Source organism: Fibrisoma montanum, from assembly GCF_003583365.1.
GTDB classification, from domain to species: Bacteria; Bacteroidota; Bacteroidia; order Cytophagales; family Spirosomataceae; genus Fibrisoma; species Fibrisoma montanum.
Genome location: NZ_QXED01000002.1, coordinates 781,137 through 802,090, shown reverse-complemented (window position 1 = coordinate 802,090; position 20,954 = coordinate 781,137). Strand labels below are relative to the sequence as shown.

Here is a 20,954-nt window from a genome sequence, read left to right as displayed (position 1 = left end):
TGTGTATGTTTAAAGGTTCTCTACATCTACAATGGTATTTCCTTTTTTATCATGCCCCCGTCGGTCTATGTGGTAGTTATTGCCCTTATATTTTACGAACGCATATCCATTACCATCTAATGGTCCAGCTAAATCAAATACGATGGGCAACACTAGATACCCACTCAGATCAACGTACCCCCAGAGCTTCCCTGCTCTAACTGGCCTAAGACCTTCAGAGTCAACAGGTTTAATTTCGTCAATTAGCCTGCTTTCAGCAAAACCCCTTATAAAGTATTTCTTGCTACCATTAATATCTATACCTGTGCATAATCCTATTGGCTTATCACGTTCTACATTTAATAAGCGAGCCCCATGAATACTTACGTAATTTTCAATCCCCTTGTCAGTATCAACTTCGGCTATACCAAATTCATTAAATTCTCCTATTTTTTTATATATTCTGGGGGTCAACCACTTACCATTTGAATCTTTCAAACCCAATAAGAGTGTTACATCATCGTAGTCGACAGACAGAGATTCATTATAATAATATATAAATCTAGCTTTGCTATATCTAGGGTTGTCCCTCCAAACTACAAAGGTCGAATTAGTATCATCTGTTCTAGCAATTACATTCTTCTTACGATTAGGTTTGTAAGCTTGATCGATAAGAATAAAAATTAACAAAACTATAAATATCATAGGAACTATAATAGCAACTAAGGATGTAGGAAATTTACTATTTATAATTTTTGGATTCTCTTCCAAGTGTTTAGAATTAGTATCAATCTCTTTAAATTTAATAGTATTAATCTCTTTTTTGTAAGTAATGCCTTTATCATTGGTAACATGTAATTCTAATCCATTTGATATCGTATGTACTTGAGAAAAAACTTCTTCATCTTTATCTACAATGGGAATGTTGTGCATCAAGATTAATAAGTCCTCCGACGACTTCACCCGTCCACCTAACTCCTTTACCAAACATCGACGAATAATCGTCTGATAAGGCTCGGCAATTAGACTAGTGTCTGCAGGCAGCTCTGCTTTATTAATCAACCGAATCAGTTCCAATCGGCGGCTTTCGCCGGTAAGGTCCGCTGACACGGCAAAAGGTAGTTTACCTGCACAAAGCCGATACACTATCACGCCTAATGCCCACAGGTCGGCCTGCCGATTCACTGAGCCCGGCTGAAATTGCTCAGGTGCGGCATAATCATACGAAATACCGATTGACGAATTGGAGACTGTTGTATCCATATCTGTAAATCGGCTCAGCCCAAAGTCAGCAATCTTGGGTTGCCAACGGCCCCGGTCATCACGAGCCATCAAGACATTTCCCGGCTTGAAATCACGGTGAATGACCTGTTCCCGCTCAAGATGTACAAGTCCCCGAAGCATCCCTTCCACAATGTCGTGTAAATCGTCTGGATCGATAGGGCAGGCCATAACGTTTGTCAGGCTTCCATCGGGGAAATAGTCCATCGTGGCGTAGTCGCGCTCGTCGCCGTGGTCGTCTTCCAGCCGGTAGCAGTTGCGGTATTGGGCAATGTTAGGGTGGGGCGTTAGGTCACGGTTCAGTTCGACCTCGCGCTGTAGGGAGAACTTGTGATCAGTCGGCACATCAGCGATTTTCAGCACAACCTGACGGTTGCGTACAGTATCGAGCGCACGATAGACTTTGCCAAATCCGCCTTCTCCTAACTTATCGATTTTAGCGTTCCACTGGTAGCGCTTCCGAAAATCGGTGTAGTTCATAGCTCATGGAAGCATGAGAATGAGCTATAGACCGAGTAAATGGCAAGTAGCCATCGCACCTGTGCGGTGAATGTAGTAAACAGTAGTTGCATGAGTGGATAGTTGTAAATATAACCCGGTAAAAAATACAAGATTTTTGGGAAATTTATAAGAAGTTGAGTAGCATTCCCAACTTTTATCACTTTAATTTACAGAGACTTTCTTTGCGGAAGGTTATAAAGTCTATCTATCCATCCAAACTTATGAGATACCTATCCTGCTATCTTCTGGCAGTCTTAGCCGTATTAGGCTCATTGATGACTGCATCAGCCCAAACAGAAGTCCCCATTCTTCACTCAAACAAGATGGGTTACGTGGTTGACTTCAAACCACCCTACGCAAAAATCAGAGTAAACATTGAGGACGACTATCGGGATTACTACTCGTTTATCGATTACCCGGATAGTGTTCTGGTATTTATGGATAAGGCTGACCGGCGGCAGTACGAAAGTAAACGCCAAAAGTTTGAACGTGATCGCGAGAAGTATGAAGAGCGCAAACAGAAGGCTCTTTCTAGTAACAAGCCCTTTAAGGATCAGGTCCCTGCTCCAATTGATAAAGCTCATTATCAGCAATTAAAGCACTTACTCAAAGCAGGTCTGGAAATTGAAATTGCTTTTTACGAGTATCGGTACAGCAAAAAATTTGTCATGCAGGATATTACCATCCTGACGGACTTGAAAGGATCAGGTTCGGTTAGTGGCACCTATGAACAATTGGATGGAGAGATTGCGACCGTCGACGGAGAGGCAGTACGTCTCAAGTCAGGAGTTAAATTAGTTGGCGAAAAAGGCTACAAAGGTCGTTTTTTCAGCAGCTTTAAGGACATGGAGAAAGGCATGGAACTTAAACTCCGAGGCCAACGCCAAACCGATGGAATACTTCTGGTTGAATCAGGAACCGTTGTTCCCGATGAATTCACTGAGACCGATCGGAAGCTGTTGACTACGTTGCGGAATACCAAGAAGCTGTCGCTGGATGGAACAGAGGTGTCGTTTGGCAACGCTAAATTCAATTTATTGAAGGACGAAACGATTAACGCATACGTATCTCGCGTGGGACGAAAGCTAGTCCCTGATCATATTAAGAAATTGCCTAAAGATCATCCTGCTTATGTAAACTTTAATTTCTTCGTTGTTATTGACACTACGTTTAATGCGTGTGCTTACCCTGATGGTTCTGTCTTCGTTCATACTCAATTATTGAATGAAATTGATAATGAAGCTCAATTAGCTGCCGTTTTGGGACATGAAATTGCTCATGTAACGTATCGACATAGCCGCCAAGAGTATGAAAAAAGCCAGGGAATTGCCATTGGAAAAGCCGTTTTCTCAACGGCTATGGTAGCGGCTTATGGCATGGAATCAGCAGACCTGGCTAATCTGGTATCAGCTTTTGGTGGAGCGGCCTTATCAAGCAGTTACAGCCGAGGATTGGAGAATCAGGCTGATCGTATTGGTTTAAATTACATTTATGAAGCTGGATATGATCCACGGGAGGCACCGAAACTGTGGGAAAAGCTGTTCCACCGTACTCCGGATGTGCCAACCAAAACATTCGGTGAGCGAATGCTAAGTCAAGCAGCAACAATTGCCACTTTATCCGAACAAGGTGTAAACCCTACAACTCAGCAAGTGACAGCATTGGCTGCCGCTGCCTTAAGCAACAATGCCATTTCCTCAATTTACGCGTCTCATCCATCCGCTGGCAAGCGGTTTAAATCGCTCAATGCTTTAATTATTAAAAATTATCAGGATGCAGATTTAGATAAACTTACTAAGGGCGAAACTGAATATAAATCCATTCAAAAGCGTTTAAGGCGATTGGTTAAGGGGTTACCAGCCACAGACGATAGTGAAGTGGCCGAACAACCTGGAGAGGGGCTTAAGCCAGCAGCCACGAAGAAGCCCGAAGCTCGTAAACTGAAACCGACAGGTACTCCTGCAAAGAAGAAAAAGTAGCCCTATTACCTTTTATAAGTATATGAAACGACTATTAACTTGCTTATTTCTACTGATTTCACTTCATGGTTATTCCCAGAAAATTCACTTGTTTTTCCTGGCTGACCCTGAAGACAGCCGTGGGGTCAAAGATCGAACAGAGATGGAAAATTTTTGGCGTTATGTGGGCCCATATTTAGACTACCCTGTTACAACTCAAACGGCTTACAGTCGTCGAGAACTTTTAGCAAAGTTACGAGCAACGCCTATTCTTGCTGGAAAGGATATAGTGGTTTTCTACTTTTCAGGCCGAGGGGAGGCTGCCAGCGATCGGGTGTGGCCTATTATGAAATTAAAAAGCGGTGACGAAACGCCTAGCCGTGATGTGATGGAAATAGTACGTCCCCGCAAAGCACACCTAACCTTAGTAATCGCTGATTGCGATAATCAGCCCGAACCGGTCTATGTGGCGCGGCTGATACCTCGTCCGCACCCCCCGGCTCTACGTGAAAGCAGCCAGAAATTTTTTCTTGGAAATGCTGAATGTAAAAAAATGTTCATCAAGATTGCTTCTGCTTCAGTTGGACAGCGAGCTATGCGTGATAAAAACGGCAACTCGGTTTTTTTAGGAGCTTTTTTAGCTGCAATGAAAGAGCAGATGGCCGAACCTGATCCCAGATGGGGGCTAAATCGTTTAGCAAACACTGTTAAAAGTAGTTTAATCGATAAAGTCATAACCCAATCGAACGGTATGCAAAAGCCTCGATTTGCTGTAGACTGCCCTGCTGACGTTGATGACGACGAAGGAGACGTAGCTTCTGATACCTCTCAAAATTAATCTCTGTATGCTGGCTAAAATAGGTATATTAATCTTTTTCTTATGGTTCCAGATGGAAATGGCGCATGGCCAGAATCTTTATGTCTTTTCAGTTATAGAGACGAACGCAGCAAAACGTCCCAACAAGATATTAGATGCTGAACGACTGCGCGCGTTTACTACAGAAATAGCAAAATACGGAAACTATACACTTCACTGGTACGACTTTGGCGACAGCGCGAATTTTACGCCCCAAGTAATACGCAAAACGATTGAAACCTTCTCACCCCGGTCATCAGAGATTGATATGATTTGGTTTTATTATGCTGGCAAGGGGTATTGTGATGGTCCAAAGGCTTGGCCAACGCTTCAACTAAATGGAGGAGACTTACCGGTTCGGGACTTATTGGCTCGGTTTCGGGCAAAACCCGTTCGGACCTTGCTGGTAACTGCTGATTGTAATAATAAACCTAGTCATTCTTCATCCCTTTTTGAGAATGATGAGCGAACAGTTAGCACTCAACAATTTGTATCAACGATTGTCAGACCGACCGTAACTAATCCAGCGTTGACCGATTTGCCCGACATGACCATCGTAGCTACTTATGAGAGTTTATTTAAAGCAAAAGATCTACGGCAAATTATTATTATGACATCTGCCAACCGGGGACAACGCGCCTACAGTTCACTAAAGCAAGGTTCAGTTTGGTTAATGGCCTTTACCCACGCCGTTTCAAATTTGATTAAATCGCAGTCTTACGGTCAATCGCCCTGGAAGTATGTTCAAGAAAACATAGTTCAGATAACGCAATCAAAGACAAAAAATCGCCAAACGCCTTTAATCAGCCGTCAAACCATCACCTGTTGTGAAACCGAATCAACCAATTAGGCCCTCTTTGATTACATTTTTCAGTGTAATGCTAGGACTACATCTTAGTGTATTTGGATTGATACAGAAAACATCGGCCCAAACCTTTCATCTGTTAATTTTTGCAGATACAGATGACCCAGGCTTGTCGGCTCCTAATCTCATGAATATTTCATTTCTAACCGAAATGGCTAACGATGTGTGTCAGGCCACTGGTTTAAAAAATCAGATGATGGTTTTTAAAGGTAAAGATTTTTTGGCCAGCCGGTGCGATCAGGTCCTCAGCAATTTTAAGCCTGAGGCCAACGATGTTGTTTTTTTCTATTTTATGGGTCATGGTTGGAACAATTCGGAGACGGAGGAGCCTATGCTCCTGTTTAAAACCCAGGGCCAGAGTCCTGGCCCAACTAATTCTCGCAACCTAAAAGCTGTATTTGAACAATTAAGACGTAAAGGCAACCGCTTGACACTGGCCTTCGGTGAATCCTGCAATAGCGCAATTAATGACCGTTCGAAGGCAAAAGGGCACAATACACGTATCATGAATGTATCAGCAATACAGGCTGAGCAACTGAAGAACTTATTCTTACAGAGCCGAGCCTCCATTTTGTTGCATACCTGTAAGCGAGGGCAAAAGTCGAATAGTAGTGAAGATGGGGGATGGTTCTTTACATCGTTTTACGATCAGTTCAAGCAGTTTACTTCTAAATCATTTCGTCAACAACCAGCTGAATGGAGGGCTTTGCTAAGCGCTTCAACTCAATCAACCATCGAATATGCCCGTGAACAAGGAGCAGTACAGGAGCCTGTCTTTCAAATCTTTGCGACTGAAACTGTTGCCGGATCAACTGGAGCTGCTGTAGCCACTGCCTCACCTGTAAGTACTGGTTTGTCGCGTGTTGATTCCCCTAGCGCGTCCGTACTCGAACCATCTGTTAGCCCTGTTGTCACAGAACCCGTGTCCAGCCCTGAATCTACAGGAGACTTAACAGGCATTTGCGCTATCAACCGGGTGGCTTTCAAAGCCTTGCAAAGCCATTTGAGCTATTTAAAAAATTTTCGTGGACGAGTGTCCACAATGGAGCCTGATGCGGCTGCTGAAGAATTTCGTAAATATTATTCAACTGATCGGCAGGAATTTTTTCGTCTGGCTACCCAGAAACTAAATGTAATTAACCTTGGACCTGAAGACGTAGCATGGTTTACCAAAACCTGTGGTGAAACAGCCGAATTGCTCGATGAAACTAATGATTACATCAATGATCCTCAATTTAGAAACATTGCTTCCAGTAAATTAGCTATCCCAATAGACAACTTAGGAGACACAGTCGCAAGAGTTCAGAATTTGCTCAGGCGTTGTAAAGAATAAGCCTGCAGCCTGTTTACTACTATCCTTGTAACCAACTTTGTCCTTACTAACAAATCTTGTATAGAAATCATTTCAGAGAGTATTACCATTAGTCCATACTATTAAACAATGAACCGTTTGATGTATTACTGTAAGCCTATTGCTGAATACGTTTCTAAAGTAAAGATTTACAGAGATATCTACCGTTAAATTAATTCAGAAGAGATTGTGGATCAAAACAGGTTACTGTTTCCTATTTTTAAATTGGAATTTAGTAAACATATTCTTATCCACCCATTTTGAATTACTTCTATGCCTACGTTTTCACGAACGAAATGGCTACTTGGCTGTTTGATTCTATCTGCTTTGCCGGTCTATGGACAAACGGAACAGACATTCCATACTTACTTTGACCAGGGACAGCGGTATGAACAACAAGGTAATTACCGCAAAGCTTTCGACGCCTATGGTAAAGCCCTGTCCTATGCATCAGCTACCAACCGTACTACGGTTCAACAGGCCATAAATCATGTGGATGAATTAATCCAGCAGCAGATGCTGGTGATTGAATCACATTCGAAGGAGATTCGTCATGTACTGACGACCATCGTCAGCAAGCCCAATCGGGACCGTATTCAAAATGAATTAATTTCTTTACAGCAACGCGAGGATGCAAATGTGACCGATTATAAGGCACTATTGCGAAAGGTAAAAGCATTAAAGCAGGTTGAAACAAACATTGCTAATAGCGAGGGGGTTGTAAACCGCCCGATACCCTCTCCAACTTCACCTAATCGCTCGTCCGTCAGGCCCAAACCAACGCTGGCCCCGCCCCCACCAAAGACTATAACGAGTAGTATTCCTAGCACATCAAAAGAAGGAACACGATCGAAAGATAAAAGTAAGTCAATTAGACTGACTAACGATAAGCAATATTAATTGAAGTCAAAATCCTGTATACACTATATCACCCATAACTAACTATGCGTCCAATTATTTACCTGTTTTTAGGACTGTTGCTGACCAACTGTACTAAGAAAGTGCTGGTTCGCTATAAACAATTGCCGACCGAAATGCACTCTTCCGAATCGTTGACCCAAATGATGCTGGTAAATAGGTCGCCTAAAATCGTATTACGTGTTCCTGAGACTCGTAAAGGAGTTACCAATGACCAGAGTACGGATAGTCAGAACAAGAAGCGCCCCCGAGAACTGAACAAAGCAGCCAATAAGCAGGATGATAACCTGCTTTACAACGCTATTGAAAAACAACTCTTCCGAGAAGGGTTCAGTGTACGCGATCGAGGTCTATTTAATGAAGTATTAGATAAAGCAGCTAGCGTTGACTATACAAAAGTAAATGGTCTTACAAACACAGATCTGATTCTAGAATGGATCAACATTGACCGAGAAGTTCATTACAATACCAACCGGTGTTACGAGGCTACGCGGAAAGGAAAAGAGCGGGAGATTCAACTACCGAATAACTTCCGGCGGTTAGGAGCCTCTGTGGAGTTCAAGCTAATATACGTCAAAACCAACGAGGTAGTCGGTACCTATAAACTACACTATACCCCCTGTACGGATGGTTGTGCTTACATCTATAAGGGAGGTCGACTTCACCCGTCGGTGCCACGAACCAAAATTGGCCCTTACGAAGCTGTTGAGCAAGACGAATTGGAGTTATTTATGACTGATGCAACTAAGCAACTAGTTCGCGCGATGCGCTAATTCATTTTACTATCAACACCATGAAAGTATACCTAGCTTTTTTTTGGTTTGTGTGCATAGGCAGCCAAACTGTTTATTTTAATACAGCTTCGGCGCAGGATGCAATTTACTTTTCGAACGGTGACCAATTACTCAACGCTCGAATTACTAACCTTACTGGGGATAAAGTTACATTCAGTGTAGAAGGAAACCCAAAAGAGCATAGCTTCAGTCGGAGCAGAATCTTGATGGCTTTCACTAAAACTGGACACTTCCTGCTCATGTCGGAGTTAGCAACTGATCTGGAGCAGGCCAAACAGCAATTACGGACATTTCTGGAAGCCCCTTTACGCAACGACAGCAAAGACTATTTAATCAAAGCGATCCCAATTACAGTAATTCCTGGCGAAATCACCTATGACAGCGATGAATTAGTTAATTACAAAGCTGTGTCCGGTAATTCTGCTTCAATAAATAAAGATGAATTGTTAGCAATACTTTATAAAGACGGAAGACATTCAATTATTGCCCTTGCAAGTGATGTAGCCCCAATACTGGCCGAAATCCGGCCAACGGTGTTCAATGGCGGAAAACCGGTTACCAGTACAACACCTGCTCCTCCGTTCTCGGTAACGAATGTAACGACCGCGCAAGCAGACTTAACAGCAACAACTCCATCAAAACCAGTGGTTGTTGAACCAGTCGCTGCTCAGCCAACCGACTTAACTCCCTCAAAACCCGTCGTTACTCCCCCCCCCCATGCAATGTTTGCTAGGCCACGACTGACGTTGACCGAAGAAGAAAAAGAAGGATATCGGCAGAAATCACTGGCTCGGGTGGAGGATTTCGTGGCTTATATCAATATAATCACTGACAAAAATATCAGTAATGATGATAAAGACCGGGCTATCGCACAGGCTACGAAGCTTTTTATGGCAGGCGCCACAGTTGAAGTTACATCGGTCAGTCGTCCTGGTTCGCGAACGCTGTCCATAGGTCAATATCTGACCCGTTTGAAATTACTTCCCTATAAGTCTACTAGAATTGAATGGGTACAGACTAAGTTCGTGAAAGATTTAAGTCAGGAAGCCGATGGAAACTACTACGGGACGATTGCCGGCCAGCAAACCTTTATTGGTTATGATAGCAATGGTAAACCCGTCTACAGCGACAGTACAGCCAAAAATGTTCGGGTGAAATTAGAATCATACCAAAAGGTGATTGACGGTCAGGAACTCGACAAGTGGCGGGTGTTGCTGGGTAACGTAAGTGTAGAGACCGAACAGAACTAAATAGTTTATGACGGGGCTGGCACATCGGTTTGTCCTACTAACGACAGGTCTGTTCAGTGGACTATGCTGGCCATTGTTGGCGGCACCCTGTATGCGATTGACCGGAGTGGTACAAGACTATGCTACTCGCCAGCCCTTAGCTGCCCAGTTTTTCCTAAAAACCTCTACTGGTCGCACCAACCTCGGCAGTTCGACCGAAACAGGCCGGTTTCAGATCGACATAAGTTGTCAAGCTACTATGTTATTGATCGAGCGCAAGGGCTACCGGCCTCAACAACTCCCTTTAAACGAGATCACAACCAAAGCGGGAGAAGTGTCAATCCCTGTTATTATTCCATTGATTGCAGTGGACCCGGAGGGAACCGACCGGCCTTATCTACAAAGCGAACAAACGCATACAGAGCAACAGGGTAGTGGGTTGACCAGCCCCCGTCCTCAACAAAACGTATTTGTGATAACGGACGCCTTTACTAATAAAGCGCTCCCAGCCAAAGCTTGTTTCGTTTTCACCAACAGCGGCCAGAAAAGGTGTTTCAACGCCAACGCAGCAGGGCAATTAATAATGGAGTTCGATCGAAAAGATATTATTGCCGTCGAAATAGCGGCTCCCGGCTACCAGACATACAAGGGAAATATCAACGTTGAAGAATTAAATGGACGTCGGTTACAGCATGTGATCCGGCTGACGCGGGAGCTGGTCCTGTTGTCAGTACAGATCGACGGCGGAGTGGGTAGCTGCGAACTTCGAACGCCGGGTAGCAGTAAAGGAATTGCTCTGGTGCCTGTCCCAGCGCATCCGGACGTTCTGGTAGCCATGAATGTCCTGTCACAAGTTTACACTCTAGTCGTTCTTGACCGTCGTGGAAACGTTCGAGAACAACGACCGATTAGTCTTCGCCGAGGCCTAAATGTGGAAAAGGTAGCAAAACCTCTAGTAGCAGCTTCGACCTCTGGTGCTTCTACGGTTACAGAACATACGTCCATACCGCCCTTGACCAGGACCGATTCGCTACCTCTCATCTACTTTGAACGAAGTAGTTACGCGATTCAGCTTTCTGCGAAACAGGTTTTGCTACAAATAGCAGCCTATCTCATTCAGCGTCCCGAATTGAAACTTAGAATTATCGGGCATACTGACGCCGAAGGGGATGAGCGTCTAAACCGAGCCCTGGCTGAGAACCGGGCCCGGGTTGTATTAAGTTTTTTAACGATACAGGGCATAGATGACCACCGACTCGAAATAGTTGGTTTTGGTAGTCGCTACCCCGCAGCTCCGAGCGATACAGAAGCTAATAAAGCCAAGAATCGGCGTGTTCAACTAAAGTTCATGTCAAATTAAACTCCTTGAAGATGATGCAAACTCATTGGCTGCGTACGGGAATAGGCTGTTTTTTATTTGGTCTCCTAATGGTACTGGTCAGCTGCCATGAAGAGCCGGCTTTGCCCGACTCGATCGTACCTTATCAGTGCCGGATAGCACAGGTCGAAATAATTGATACTACCTATCGTAGCACGACTGCTTATGAGTACGATAAGTCGGGAAATCTGACCAAAATTGTTTTTCCTTCAGGTACACGGACGTACACTTACGACAGCGAAGGATATCTGACTAAGACGGAGGATGGTGGTACTGTTCTAACGTATCAATACGAAAGTAATCCTAAACGAATCAAGGAAATTTCTGGGGGAACACTTAAGTATTCGTACGCGTACGAGGGCGATAACTTAAAAACATACAGTATACAGAATGGTACAGCCGTAATAACCTATACCTATTCGGCTGGGCAGTTGAGTGATATAAGAACTACACCTACTGATATTTTTAAAGTCCAAAATGGCAAAATTAGTCAAGAGAAGTACACCAATGGGGCTATTTTGAACGACATATACAACAACCTTGATCAATTAGTCAGTCAAGAGTACATATTTCCGAATGGTATGGAACGTAGGGTATATACGTACACGTATGACGACGATAGCAAGATTTCATATTCTAATACTGGCTTGTTTTTTAAAGGTTTCCCTAAACTAGGACAAGGCAAGAGCGTACATCAACCAGGTCCTTATATGAACTCGCCAGGCCGAGCCGTTGCCACCAATAATATACTCACTTTGACTGAAACGTATTATCGGAAAGTTGGTACAGGCTGGGGAGATCCACTGTTCAATCGAACCTTACGTTACAAACATGCCTATTATCAAAATCGCTATTCGCTCGGGTACGCCCGAAGTGACGGACAACGAGTCCGCTATACTTATTCTAATTGCGAGTAATCAACAAAAAAACATTTGCTTCTCAAACGCATAATGTAAGGCTACTAAAATTTAAAACGCATGAAAAAACTTTTTACGTTCTACATAGCTTTACTTACCGCCCTACAAGTAGTTGAAGCACCTGTATTTGGACAATCGCCGTCACCGTTAACCAAGCGCGATGACGATAATATCACGTATTACGCGCGGGAGAGATTAACGTTGTTGAATCAGCTGATGAATCAGTTAACTGACAAGGAACTGGAAGGTCGAGATGTGAACTATCTTATATCGAACAGCTATCAGCCAGGGGAAAATCAGGTGTTCTATAATGACCTGGTTACTATTGAAGACGATATTAACCCCGATCATACATCGACAGATAAAACAGAAGACGTAACGATTGAAAAATACCTAACCGATTTATCGTTATTTTACGCCAAACCCGATCAGCCTAACACTATTATCTTTTCTAACTACAGGTTTCCTCCCGCCCGACAAGAAAAGGATTTTATACTGAAAAAGGTCTACTTCACTTCAACGTTTCGTGGAAAAAATACCAAAACAGACAAAGCGTATCTGCCTACGAATCGGGTGGTTGAGATGCGGGCCGAACGAATTAATAATAAATGGCAGGTACGTATTATCCGCTTTGGCTTTTTCCAGCCCGGCGAAAGTATGGAATCAATTCCCCAGAATCCTGCATCACCCAAACCTGGCAATACAACCACTGCCGAGATTACTAAAGTGATGATTCCAGAAAACCTGTCGATCAATGGAGCCGACGTTGCCTACCAGCGAACTGATGATGGAGTTGAAGTTAAACTCAAATTTAACAGAGATTGGACGCAGGTAGTCCAAGCGGGTTCAGTTGATATTCCGATTGGCTGGTATAAACGGCAGGGAAAACTGCCAATATATGTGTGGGTGAAAGGCGATCAGTTAGATGAACAAACCAAAATCGAGTTTCAAAAAAATAACAATCGCTTTATTTTTTACAAAGGATTGACTTACAACGGATTTGATCGAGTAATTCAAAAACCAGTAGCAGCCACAACCCAACCGGTTGGTACTACGGCATCATCAATACCAACATCCAGCCTAACGCTACCCTCCTCCCAAACTACAGCAATCGCCAGCCGACCGCCCGCCACCGAACCTAAACCAGCCGTGTTGAGTGGCAGCAATCCCAGCGAAACACAACCCGCTCCCACAACAACTCAGATCAGTAAGGCAGAGCTGAAGTCTGATACGCCAATACCTAACCAGCCTGCATCAATAACAACAGATGCGGCGGTGGCTCAGGAGAAAACCAGACCCTCAACGCCTATTGTGAAGGTTCCGGACAAACAAGAAACTTCGACACCAACTCTAACGCAATCATTAACGGCAGAGGCTAAAGCCCGGAAGGCACGCTACCGCCGGGCGGGGTGGCTACAGATTGTTGGGGGTATTGCAGGTTTGGTAGGGGGATATCTGTCTTACTCAGCCATCAAGAAAGACTACGATAACTATAAAGCCCGCGTTGACCAATTGAACAATAATTACAACACCTGGCGCGACCTGACCCGCAACCCAACCGGTAGTTCTCTTGAACCCATGTCTATCAGTAGCTACGGCAAACCGGGAATGTATGGTGCTTATGCAGGGTGTGCAGTTAGCCTGGCTTTAGTTGTAAACAGCATACGGTCGTTCGGCAAAGCGGGGAAAATTAAGCCATTAATAAAGAAATAAGTACTCAAATATGATACTTACACACCATGAGAAATAACCTTTATCGATTGGCAATTGGGATAATTGTGTCCCTAGTAAGCTTAACAAAACTGTGGGCTCAACCTGTCTCACTTACACTAACCGACCGAGACGACTCCGGTAATGTATTTACTGGTTTTGTATTCTATTCAGGTAATCAGTACGGTGATGCTTCAATTTACGCGAAGTTTGGCGGCAGCGGTACTAAGTCATTTACAATGTTTTCGCCAGGAGAGAACAAAAACATTGATCCAGTAACTGAAAATAGGTTTTTCAACATCCGTCCGACAGGTAATATGGTTGTAGACAAAAGTAAAGTTTTAAACTTTTCCGGTTCTACAGCAAACATTTTTGGTTCAGTTACAATAACAGCTAAACAACTAACCATTACGACCAACGGTCCTAATGTAACCGAAACAACGGCCGGTTCTGAATTGCTATTTACATACGTTACAGGAACTGGGACATATCCGATCGACTTAGCTATCGGTAAGTTCAAAGTTCAACTATTGACCTCTAGTGGAGTTTTTATACGAGACATGCTTAATTCGGAAAATCTGTATAATCCTCCAGCTGAAGACTTTGGCTACAGTCGAGGTAACCCACGTGAAATAAAAGCAACGCTACCAGCTGATGTGCCTCCTGGAACTTACCGGGCCAGGGTAGTAACCAACGGTTTGACACAGCAAGTTCTTGGAACGGTAAGTTCGACGTTCGTAGTTAGATCTAGTCAATTAACGATAAAGACAACTTCCGTTAATATAACAAATAACTACTGCCCAGGTCGAGACCAATTTATTGTTGGTTTCACTGTTAATGGTACTCCTCCAAGTGGCACTGTCTACACCGTTTTGATTTCAGATCAGAATGGCGTTTTTCAAAGCCCAAATCCTAGCCGGGAAAGGGATGGAAATATACTTGGGACAGGCACGACTTCTCCAATTACCTGTAGTAAAACACGCCCAATAGACACCTATCCAAAAGGCAATTATAAAATAAAAGTTATTTCAAATAATGGCAATGTTCAGGATGATGGTTCTTCAATAGGCGTAACCCTAATTCGTCCTGATCCCCCTTCTGTTAAGAATCAAACTTATTGCCAAGATAATCCCATTAGCTCGTTTGAAGTTGGTGCTAGCAATTTGATGTGGTTTGGCGTTTATACAAATGGTAACCGAGAAGGCTGGGACCGTCGAGAAGCTCCACCGATACCAAAAGTTCCGGGAACATATAGCTATGAAGTTGCGCAAATAGATAACAACGACTGTCAAAGTGGTTATAACACATTTACCCTAGTGGTTACTGGAAAATCAGCTATGCCCAGCGTATCGAATGTTGATCAGTGCAAGGGTGAATCGCCACGGCAGTTAAGTGCTAACGGTCAGAACCTAATTTGGTACTCTTCAAACGGCAACCAGCTTACAGGACCTCCTGCTCCTTCAACCGATGTTATTGGTACACAGGTATATAAAGTATCACAACAGGAAGGGTCTAATTGTCGTAGCGATCAGGCAACTATTAATGTAACGATAAAAGACATACCAGTAAAACCAACTGTCCCTAATCCCGATGCTCTTTGCCAGGGAGGGCCTTCTAAAGCACTTACAGCCATTGGTGAGAATTTACAATGGTATGACTCGAATAATAATGCTATTAATGGAGCCCCACAGCCACCTACTAATGGAACCACGCCTTTAACCTATCAGGTAACTCAAACACGTAATGGTTGCACCAGTGAAAAAGCAACTGTTATTCAAACGTTTAATTTGGCTCCAGTCAGACCTATAGTTAGTCCATTGCTACTTTGTTTGAATGAGGCATCTAAAGCACTATCTGCTACGGCTTTATCAGGTCACCGACTCAATTGGTATGGGCAAAATGCAACTGGTGGGTCAGCTTCGATAGCCGCTCCCGTCATTACAACCGAAGCTTCAAAAAATTTGCTGTATTATGTCAGTCAGACAAACGAAGCTACATCCTGCGAAAGCCCTCGGCAATCATTAACAGTAGTGGTGGCCAACAAGCCAAACGCACCGGAAGTAGTAGCTTCTCAATTTGCCTGTCTGGGCACACCCGCAAAAGCGTTGACTGCCAAAGGCAACGATTTGTTATGGACAGCATCGAGTGGTGGTGGTCTGACTTCGCCAACGACTCCGCCAACCCCCCCCACCACTACCGCAGCGACCTATTCCTATACTGTTACCGATCGCCTTGGCAGCTGCGTTAGCGAACCAAGTTTTATTACGTTTACGGTCCGCTCATTGCCTGCAGCTCCGGTTGCTCAATCCACACAAAATGCTTGTATTGGTACGCCTTTCTCGCTCTCTGCTACGGGTAATGCCCTTAAGTGGTATTCGTCGCAGTCCGACGCTGAAAACAAACTTAATTCACGATCACAGGCAACAATTCCAACCAATGGGGCCTCTTCTCAAACTTGGTATGTCACCCAATCTGATGGTAGCGGCTGTGAAAGCCCGTACGTACCTGTTCTGGCACGCGTTCTTTCTCAGGCAACAGCTCGATTAGTGGGTGACGGCGAAATGTTTAGCACCGACAGTTCTGCTGTACGTATTCACTTTGGAGGAGAGGGCCCCTGGACACTGACATGTTGGGACGGCGAGAAATTTCGGACTTTCAACCGGACGCTGGAGAATCCATTGGTAGTTTGGGTCAGACTTCCCGCATCATTGTCAACGCAAATTGGAGTAAGCCGCCCCCTGAGTTTTTCGATTAACTCACTTTCCAATGACTGTGGACCCGGCGTACTTCCGACACCTTACCAATTAAGAATCAATCCTGTTACGTCCATTGATCCAGCAATTGAGAAAGTTAATGTGTTGGTTTCTCCAAATCCAATCAGTGGCTCTATCTTAATCAATTGGTTAGCACCATTACGGAAAGCAATCACATTACGAATTGTTTCAGCAACAGGACGTATTCTATTGCAAACTGACCGAATAGGAACGGGTGCTTTACAATCTGAAATCGTCAATACAAGTAGTTTGCCGGTTGGGTTATATATAATTCAACTTCAGTCAAGTGGAATTAGCTTAGCCGAACGACGAATTATAAAGGAATAGTCGTTCCAAAAATAGTGTTTTAACATAGTAATCACTGAACGGCATCCAAAGTTTTACCGTATATCAATTTTATCAGAACTACTTAATGGCCTAATCCCTTTCTTAAGATTTGTAATAAAGTGTAAGTCTCATACTTCGCAAATTGCCATTGACGACGGGCTACATAAATCGTTCTTTTTTGCTCATAAATGGCTAAGTTTAGCCCCCAACCGTAACAATCAATTTCATGTTTACTCGCTTCCAGTCGCTCATCCGCGACTATTTTGGCATGTCGCACAAGGAAAGTCGCGGCTTCGTCGTCGTGATTTTTCTTACGCTGCTTTGCCTGCTTATTCCCTTTCTATACCGCTACCTGGTTCCCGACACCGTTGTTGATACGTCGGCCGCTGATCAGCGAAAACTCGATAGCCTCGTAGCCCTGATGCAGACGGAGACAATAAAGCAGGATGCCGAGCGCCAGAGCCGCTACGCCAACGACCGCGCCCGTACCACCGCTGAGCATTTCAGCGAACCAAACCTGTTTCCCTTTGATCCGAATACGGTAAGTGTTGCGCAGTGGCAGCAACTGGGCCTGCCGCGCTGGATGGCCGAGCGTATCGACAAATACCGTAGCAAGGGCGGGCAGTTCCGCCGTAAAGAAGACCTGCTGAAAATCTATGACTTTCCCCCTGATTTGTACGATCAACTGGAGCCGTATATTGTTCTGAAAGGAGGAAAGGGAAGAAAGGAGGAGGGCGAAAAGAGCTTCGCTGCCTTCAATGATAAACCGTATGCAAACGAATCTGGCCGACCTGCGGAAAGGCCTTCCTTTTCGGAGAAAGCTAAACCGGCCCTCCAGCCGTTTGACATTAATTCGGCCGATACGTCGCAACTGATTGCGTTGAAGGGCATTGGGTCAACCCTCGCCGGACGTATCGTTAAATTCCGCGATGCTCTGGGCGGATTTGTTTCTACGGATCAGTTTCGCGACATCTACGGTCTGGATTCGCTGGCCGTGGAGGAATTGCAGAAGTTTGGCAGGATCCAGTCGGCTCCCCGAAAAATACCGGTCAACACCGCCACCGCCGAAGCCTTGGATCGCCATCCGTTCCTGACGCGCCGACAAGCCGAAATCATCGTCAAGTACCGCGAACAGCACGGAGCCTACACCTCCGCCGAGTCGCTCAGGCCTATCCGGATTCTGGACGCCAGGACGATTGAGAAGATAGCGCCGTATCTGGAATTCTGAGAAGAAAAGGAGGAGGGAGGAATGGAGAAAGGAACGGCTCAGTGGCTATTCCATTCTCCTTTCCTCCCTCCTCCTTTTCTCCTTCTAAAAATTAGGCTTCAGCAGGTACTTGGCGTAGAAGGCGTCAATGACTTCAACGGCTTCGGTAGGCGTATCGACCAGGCTGATCAGCTTCATATCCTCCGGGTTGATGTTATGCTCCTGCCCCAGCATCACCTCCGTGATCCAGTCAATCAGCCCCTTCCAGTACGACCGGCCAACGAGCACAATCGGAAACCGGGCAATTTTCTTGGTCTGGATCAAGGTAATTGCTTCAAACAGCTCGTCGAGCGTGCCCATGCCACCCGGCATGACAATGAAGCCCTGGGCATATTTGACAAACATGACCTTCCGGACAAAGAAGAAGTCAAAGTTGATGCTCTTATCCGGATCAATGTAGATGTTGCTATGCTGTTCAAACGGGAGTTTGATGTTCAGACCAACGGATTTACCGCCTTGTTCGAAAGCACCTTTATTGCCGGCTTCCATGATACCGGGACCACCGCCCGTAATTACTCCGTAGCCGTGTCGCACCAGCTTAGCGGCAATTTCCTCGGTTATTTTGTAATACGGATTATCGGGCTTGGTCCGGGCTGATCCGAAAATGGATACACAAGGGCCAATTTGTGCCAGTTTGTCAAAGCCTTCGACGAACTCGGCCATTACCTTAAAAATGACCCAGGAATCAGCGGTTTTTACTTCGTTCCAGTTCCGGTCCTGAAAGGCTTCCTTGATTCTTTGTTCGTCGGGCGTTAAGAGTAGCTCGTCACGCTTTGGTAAATCTTTGGCTATCTGGGTTGGGCTCTGGGTTTCTGAGCGTTGCATCGTCGATGTAGATGACACCGAAACGGCTGCATTTTCTTTTGTTTCTTCCATACTTTCTGCAAAAACGGTGAGTCCTAAACGTACACACTGTTTGATAAACTAGTTAACCGCCCGCGTCTGCGTACTGACGTCAGCCATACACGTCGGTAATCTGCATCAAGGCGGAATAGAATAACGAATATTTTAGGCGAAAGTTTCCCGCAGCGTATTATGTAATTATTGCGGTCCACACCTGCCAATCGACCCGACGGCTGGGATTAATCGGCTAGCTGTAGGCTCAGGCAATTCGACGACTTTCGAGAAACGTTTCTATGCGGTCGAGCGCTACAGTCAGTTCATCAACAGTGGGTAAGCATACAATCCGGAAGTGGTCGTTGTGAACGTAGTTAAAGCCCGTGCCGGCCACCACGAGCACTTTCTGCTCAGTTAGCAGATCGTACACAAACTGATTATCGTCGGCCAGTCGGAACCGATCGAGGTCGAGCCTGGGAAAGACGTATAAAGCGCCTTTCGGCTTCACACACGATACGCCCGGAATGGCCACCATCCGGTCGTAGGCCAGCATGATCTGCTTGTGCAGCCGGCCACTCGGGGCCACCAGGTCGTTGATACTCTGGTACCCTCCCAGCGCGGTCTGGATCGCGTACTGCGTCGGCACGTTGGCGCAGAGCCGCATGCTGGCCAGCAGCGTGAGGCCTTCGATGTATGATTTTGCTTTCTGCTTCGCCCCGCTCAGAATCAGCCAGCCCCCGCGAAACCCGGCCGCGCGGTAGTTCTTTGACAGGCCGCCCATAGTGATGCACAACGTATCGTGCACGCTTTTGGCGATGGGGTGATGCATGGCTCCGTCGTACAGAATCTTGTCGTAGATTTCGTCGGAGAATACGATGATTTTGTGCTTTTCGGCAATCCGGGCAATGCCTTCCAGCACGGCCTTATCGTAAACAGCGCCGGTCGGATTGTTTGGGTTGATAACCACAACGGCCCGGGTCCGGGGCGTAATCTTGCGCTCAATGTCGGCCAGGTCGGGGTTCCAGTCGGCGGCTTCGTCGCAGATGTAATGAACCGGCCGGCCACCACAAAGGGCTACGGACGTGGTCCAGAGCGGATAATCCGGCGACGGCACCAGCACCTCATCACCCTCGTTGATGAGCGCCTGCATAGACAGCAGAATCAGTTCGCTGACACCGTTGCCAATAAAAATATCGTTGATGGTAATCCCCGGCAGGCCGATGTTCTGGGTATGGTGCATCACCGCCTTTCGGGCCGCGAATAAGCCGCGGGAGTCGGAGTACCCCTGCGCGTTGCGGATATTCAGGATGATGTCGTGGACAATTTCGTCGGGCGTATCAAAACCGAAGGGCGCGGGATTGCCGATGTTCAGGCTGATGATTTTGTACCCCTGACTTTCCAGTTCGAGGGCTTTTTCGTACACCGGTCCCCGGATGTCGTATTTTAAGTTCGTGAGCCGTTCGCTCTTCAGAATTTCCTCCATACTAGCAACATACTGGCTTTTACAGCCGGAGCGCAAAGGTACGAAAAGCATTTGAGCCGCATCGGCTTCGATGAACGACAAAAAAAGTGGGCCCGAAACGTAGCTACGTTTCGGGCCCACTTCATCTATGTGTTCGGCCGATTACAGAGCGGCTTGTAATTTCTGCTCCAGGATGTTTTTCGGTACGGCACCGATCACTTTGTCGACCAGCTGACCGTTTTTGAAAACCATCAGTGTCGGAATGCTGCGGATACCGAATTGCTGCGGTACACGGGCGTTTTGATCAACGTCCATTTTGGCGATAACAGCTTTGCCTTCGTATTCGTCGGCTAGTTGTTCAACAACCGGACCGATCATCTTACAGGGACCACACCATTCGGCCCAGAAGTCTACCAAAACCGGTTTATCGGAATTAATTAAATCGTTAAAGTTCGCGTCAGTTGCTTCAAAGGCGCGTGATCCTGCTGCCATGACTAAACGAGTTTTATGTGTGTAAATAAGATTCTACACCATAAACCGTTTTGATACG

The 20,954-nt window shown here is 45.4% G+C and carries 16 protein-coding genes; 12 read left to right on the top strand and 4 right to left on the bottom strand.

The window, feature by feature from the left end; translation table 11 throughout:
* Positions 1 to 9 precede the first annotated feature (9 nt).
* Positions 10 to 1,740, bottom strand: a complete 1,731-nt coding sequence (locus DYU11_RS09010; protein WP_119667309.1) for a protein kinase domain-containing protein — start codon at positions 1,738 to 1,740, stop codon at positions 10 to 12.
* 242 nt (positions 1,741 to 1,982) lie between these two features.
* Between DYU11_RS09010 and DYU11_RS09005 the strand changes: the two genes are divergently transcribed.
* The 12 genes from DYU11_RS09005 to DYU11_RS08950 all read left to right on the top strand — a co-directional run bounded on the left by DYU11_RS09005 (position 1,983) and on the right by DYU11_RS08950 (position 18,066).
* Positions 1,983 to 3,740, top strand: coding sequence for a M48 family metallopeptidase (locus DYU11_RS09005; protein ID WP_119667308.1), 1,758 nt, complete (start codon positions 1,983 to 1,985; stop codon positions 3,738 to 3,740).
* A 22-nt stretch (positions 3,741 to 3,762) separates the two neighbouring features.
* On the top strand, positions 3,763 to 4,557 hold the full coding sequence (locus tag DYU11_RS09000) for a caspase family protein (RefSeq protein WP_119667307.1): 795 nt from the start codon (positions 3,763 to 3,765) through the stop codon (positions 4,555 to 4,557).
* A 7-nt stretch (positions 4,558 to 4,564) separates the two neighbouring features.
* Entirely contained in the window at positions 4,565 to 5,425 is an 861-nt protein-coding gene (locus DYU11_RS08995) for a caspase family protein (protein WP_119667306.1), read from the top strand.
* Entirely contained in the window at positions 5,403 to 6,773 is a 1,371-nt protein-coding gene (locus tag DYU11_RS08990) for a caspase family protein (protein ID WP_147367911.1), read from the top strand. The genes DYU11_RS08995 and DYU11_RS08990 overlap by 23 nt, the downstream gene beginning before the upstream one ends.
* A gap of 291 nt (positions 6,774 to 7,064) precedes the next feature.
* Entirely contained in the window at positions 7,065 to 7,691 is a 627-nt protein-coding gene (locus DYU11_RS08985) for a tetratricopeptide repeat protein (protein ID WP_119667304.1), read from the top strand.
* A gap of 44 nt (positions 7,692 to 7,735) precedes the next feature.
* The gene (locus tag DYU11_RS08980) at positions 7,736 to 8,482 is read left to right on the top strand and encodes a hypothetical protein (RefSeq protein ID WP_119667303.1); all 747 of its coding nucleotides are present in this window, start codon (positions 7,736 to 7,738) and stop codon (positions 8,480 to 8,482) included.
* A 20-nt stretch (positions 8,483 to 8,502) separates the two neighbouring features.
* The gene (locus DYU11_RS08975) at positions 8,503 to 9,753 is read left to right on the top strand and encodes a hypothetical protein (protein ID WP_119667302.1); all 1,251 of its coding nucleotides are present in this window, start codon (positions 8,503 to 8,505) and stop codon (positions 9,751 to 9,753) included.
* 91 nt (positions 9,754 to 9,844) lie between these two features.
* A complete protein-coding gene (locus DYU11_RS08970; RefSeq protein ID WP_158600252.1) occupies positions 9,845 to 11,092 on the top strand; it encodes an OmpA family protein in 1,248 nt (415 codons plus the stop codon).
* Positions 11,093 to 11,103: 11 nt separating this feature from the next.
* Positions 11,104 to 12,027, top strand: a complete 924-nt coding sequence (locus tag DYU11_RS08965; RefSeq protein WP_119667300.1) for an RHS repeat domain-containing protein — start codon at positions 11,104 to 11,106, stop codon at positions 12,025 to 12,027.
* Between the two features lie 60 nt (positions 12,028 to 12,087).
* Positions 12,088 to 13,740 carry a hypothetical protein gene (locus tag DYU11_RS08960; RefSeq protein WP_119667299.1) on the top strand — a complete coding sequence of 551 codons (1,653 nt, stop codon included), beginning with the start codon at positions 12,088 to 12,090 and terminating at the stop codon, positions 13,738 to 13,740.
* A 26-nt stretch (positions 13,741 to 13,766) separates the two neighbouring features.
* On the top strand, positions 13,767 to 16,838 hold the full coding sequence (locus DYU11_RS08955; protein WP_119667298.1) for an Ig-like domain-containing protein: 3,072 nt from the start codon (positions 13,767 to 13,769) through the stop codon (positions 16,836 to 16,838).
* Between the two features lie 226 nt (positions 16,839 to 17,064).
* Positions 17,065 to 18,066 (top strand): ComEA family DNA-binding protein, encoded by a 1,002-nt coding sequence (locus DYU11_RS08950; RefSeq protein WP_119667297.1) that lies wholly within the window; start codon positions 17,065 to 17,067, stop codon positions 18,064 to 18,066.
* A gap of 84 nt (positions 18,067 to 18,150) precedes the next feature.
* Here DYU11_RS08950 and DYU11_RS08945 read toward each other — a convergent pair whose 3' ends face one another.
* The 3 genes from DYU11_RS08945 to trxA form a co-directional block, all read right to left on the bottom strand.
* Positions 18,151 to 18,981, bottom strand: coding sequence for an LOG family protein (locus DYU11_RS08945; RefSeq protein WP_119667296.1), 831 nt, complete (start codon positions 18,979 to 18,981; stop codon positions 18,151 to 18,153).
* A 226-nt stretch (positions 18,982 to 19,207) separates the two neighbouring features.
* Positions 19,208 to 20,425: a pyridoxal phosphate-dependent aminotransferase gene (locus tag DYU11_RS08940; RefSeq protein ID WP_119667519.1), complete on the bottom strand. Its 1,218-nt coding sequence runs from the start codon at positions 20,423 to 20,425 to the stop codon at positions 19,208 to 19,210.
* Between the two features lie 141 nt (positions 20,426 to 20,566).
* Positions 20,567 to 20,896: a thioredoxin gene (gene trxA, locus DYU11_RS08935; protein WP_009280807.1), complete on the bottom strand. Its 330-nt coding sequence runs from the start codon at positions 20,894 to 20,896 to the stop codon at positions 20,567 to 20,569.
* Positions 20,897 to 20,954: the final 58 nt, after the last annotated feature.

What these genes read in the sequence shown, in the direction of transcription:
- DYU11_RS09010 (WP_119667309.1), bottom strand. Translation starts at nt 1,740, where the DNA reads ATGAACTACACCGATTTTCGGAAGCGCTACCAGTGGAACGCTAAAATC.
- DYU11_RS09005 (WP_119667308.1), top strand. Translation starts at nt 1,983, where the DNA reads ATGAGATACCTATCCTGCTATCTTCTGGCAGTCTTAGCCGTATTAGGC.
- DYU11_RS09000 (WP_119667307.1), top strand. Translation starts at nt 3,763, where the DNA reads ATGAAACGACTATTAACTTGCTTATTTCTACTGATTTCACTTCATGGT.
- DYU11_RS08995 (WP_119667306.1), top strand. Translation starts at nt 4,565, where the DNA reads ATGCTGGCTAAAATAGGTATATTAATCTTTTTCTTATGGTTCCAGATG.
- DYU11_RS08985 (WP_119667304.1), top strand. Translation starts at nt 7,065, where the DNA reads ATGCCTACGTTTTCACGAACGAAATGGCTACTTGGCTGTTTGATTCTA.
- DYU11_RS08980 (WP_119667303.1), top strand. Translation starts at nt 7,736, where the DNA reads ATGCGTCCAATTATTTACCTGTTTTTAGGACTGTTGCTGACCAACTGT.
- DYU11_RS08975 (WP_119667302.1), top strand. Translation starts at nt 8,503, where the DNA reads ATGAAAGTATACCTAGCTTTTTTTTGGTTTGTGTGCATAGGCAGCCAA.
- DYU11_RS08970 (WP_158600252.1), top strand. Translation starts at nt 9,845, where the DNA reads ATGCGATTGACCGGAGTGGTACAAGACTATGCTACTCGCCAGCCCTTA.
- DYU11_RS08965 (WP_119667300.1), top strand. Translation starts at nt 11,104, where the DNA reads ATGATGCAAACTCATTGGCTGCGTACGGGAATAGGCTGTTTTTTATTT.
- DYU11_RS08960 (WP_119667299.1), top strand. Translation starts at nt 12,088, where the DNA reads ATGAAAAAACTTTTTACGTTCTACATAGCTTTACTTACCGCCCTACAA.
- DYU11_RS08955 (WP_119667298.1), top strand. Translation starts at nt 13,767, where the DNA reads ATGAGAAATAACCTTTATCGATTGGCAATTGGGATAATTGTGTCCCTA.
- DYU11_RS08950 (WP_119667297.1), top strand. Translation starts at nt 17,065, where the DNA reads ATGTTTACTCGCTTCCAGTCGCTCATCCGCGACTATTTTGGCATGTCG.
- DYU11_RS08945 (WP_119667296.1), bottom strand. Translation starts at nt 18,981, where the DNA reads ATGGAAGAAACAAAAGAAAATGCAGCCGTTTCGGTGTCATCTACATCG.
- DYU11_RS08940 (WP_119667519.1), bottom strand. Translation starts at nt 20,425, where the DNA reads ATGGAGGAAATTCTGAAGAGCGAACGGCTCACGAACTTAAAATACGAC.
- trxA (WP_009280807.1), bottom strand. Translation starts at nt 20,896, where the DNA reads ATGGCAGCAGGATCACGCGCCTTTGAAGCAACTGACGCGAACTTTAAC.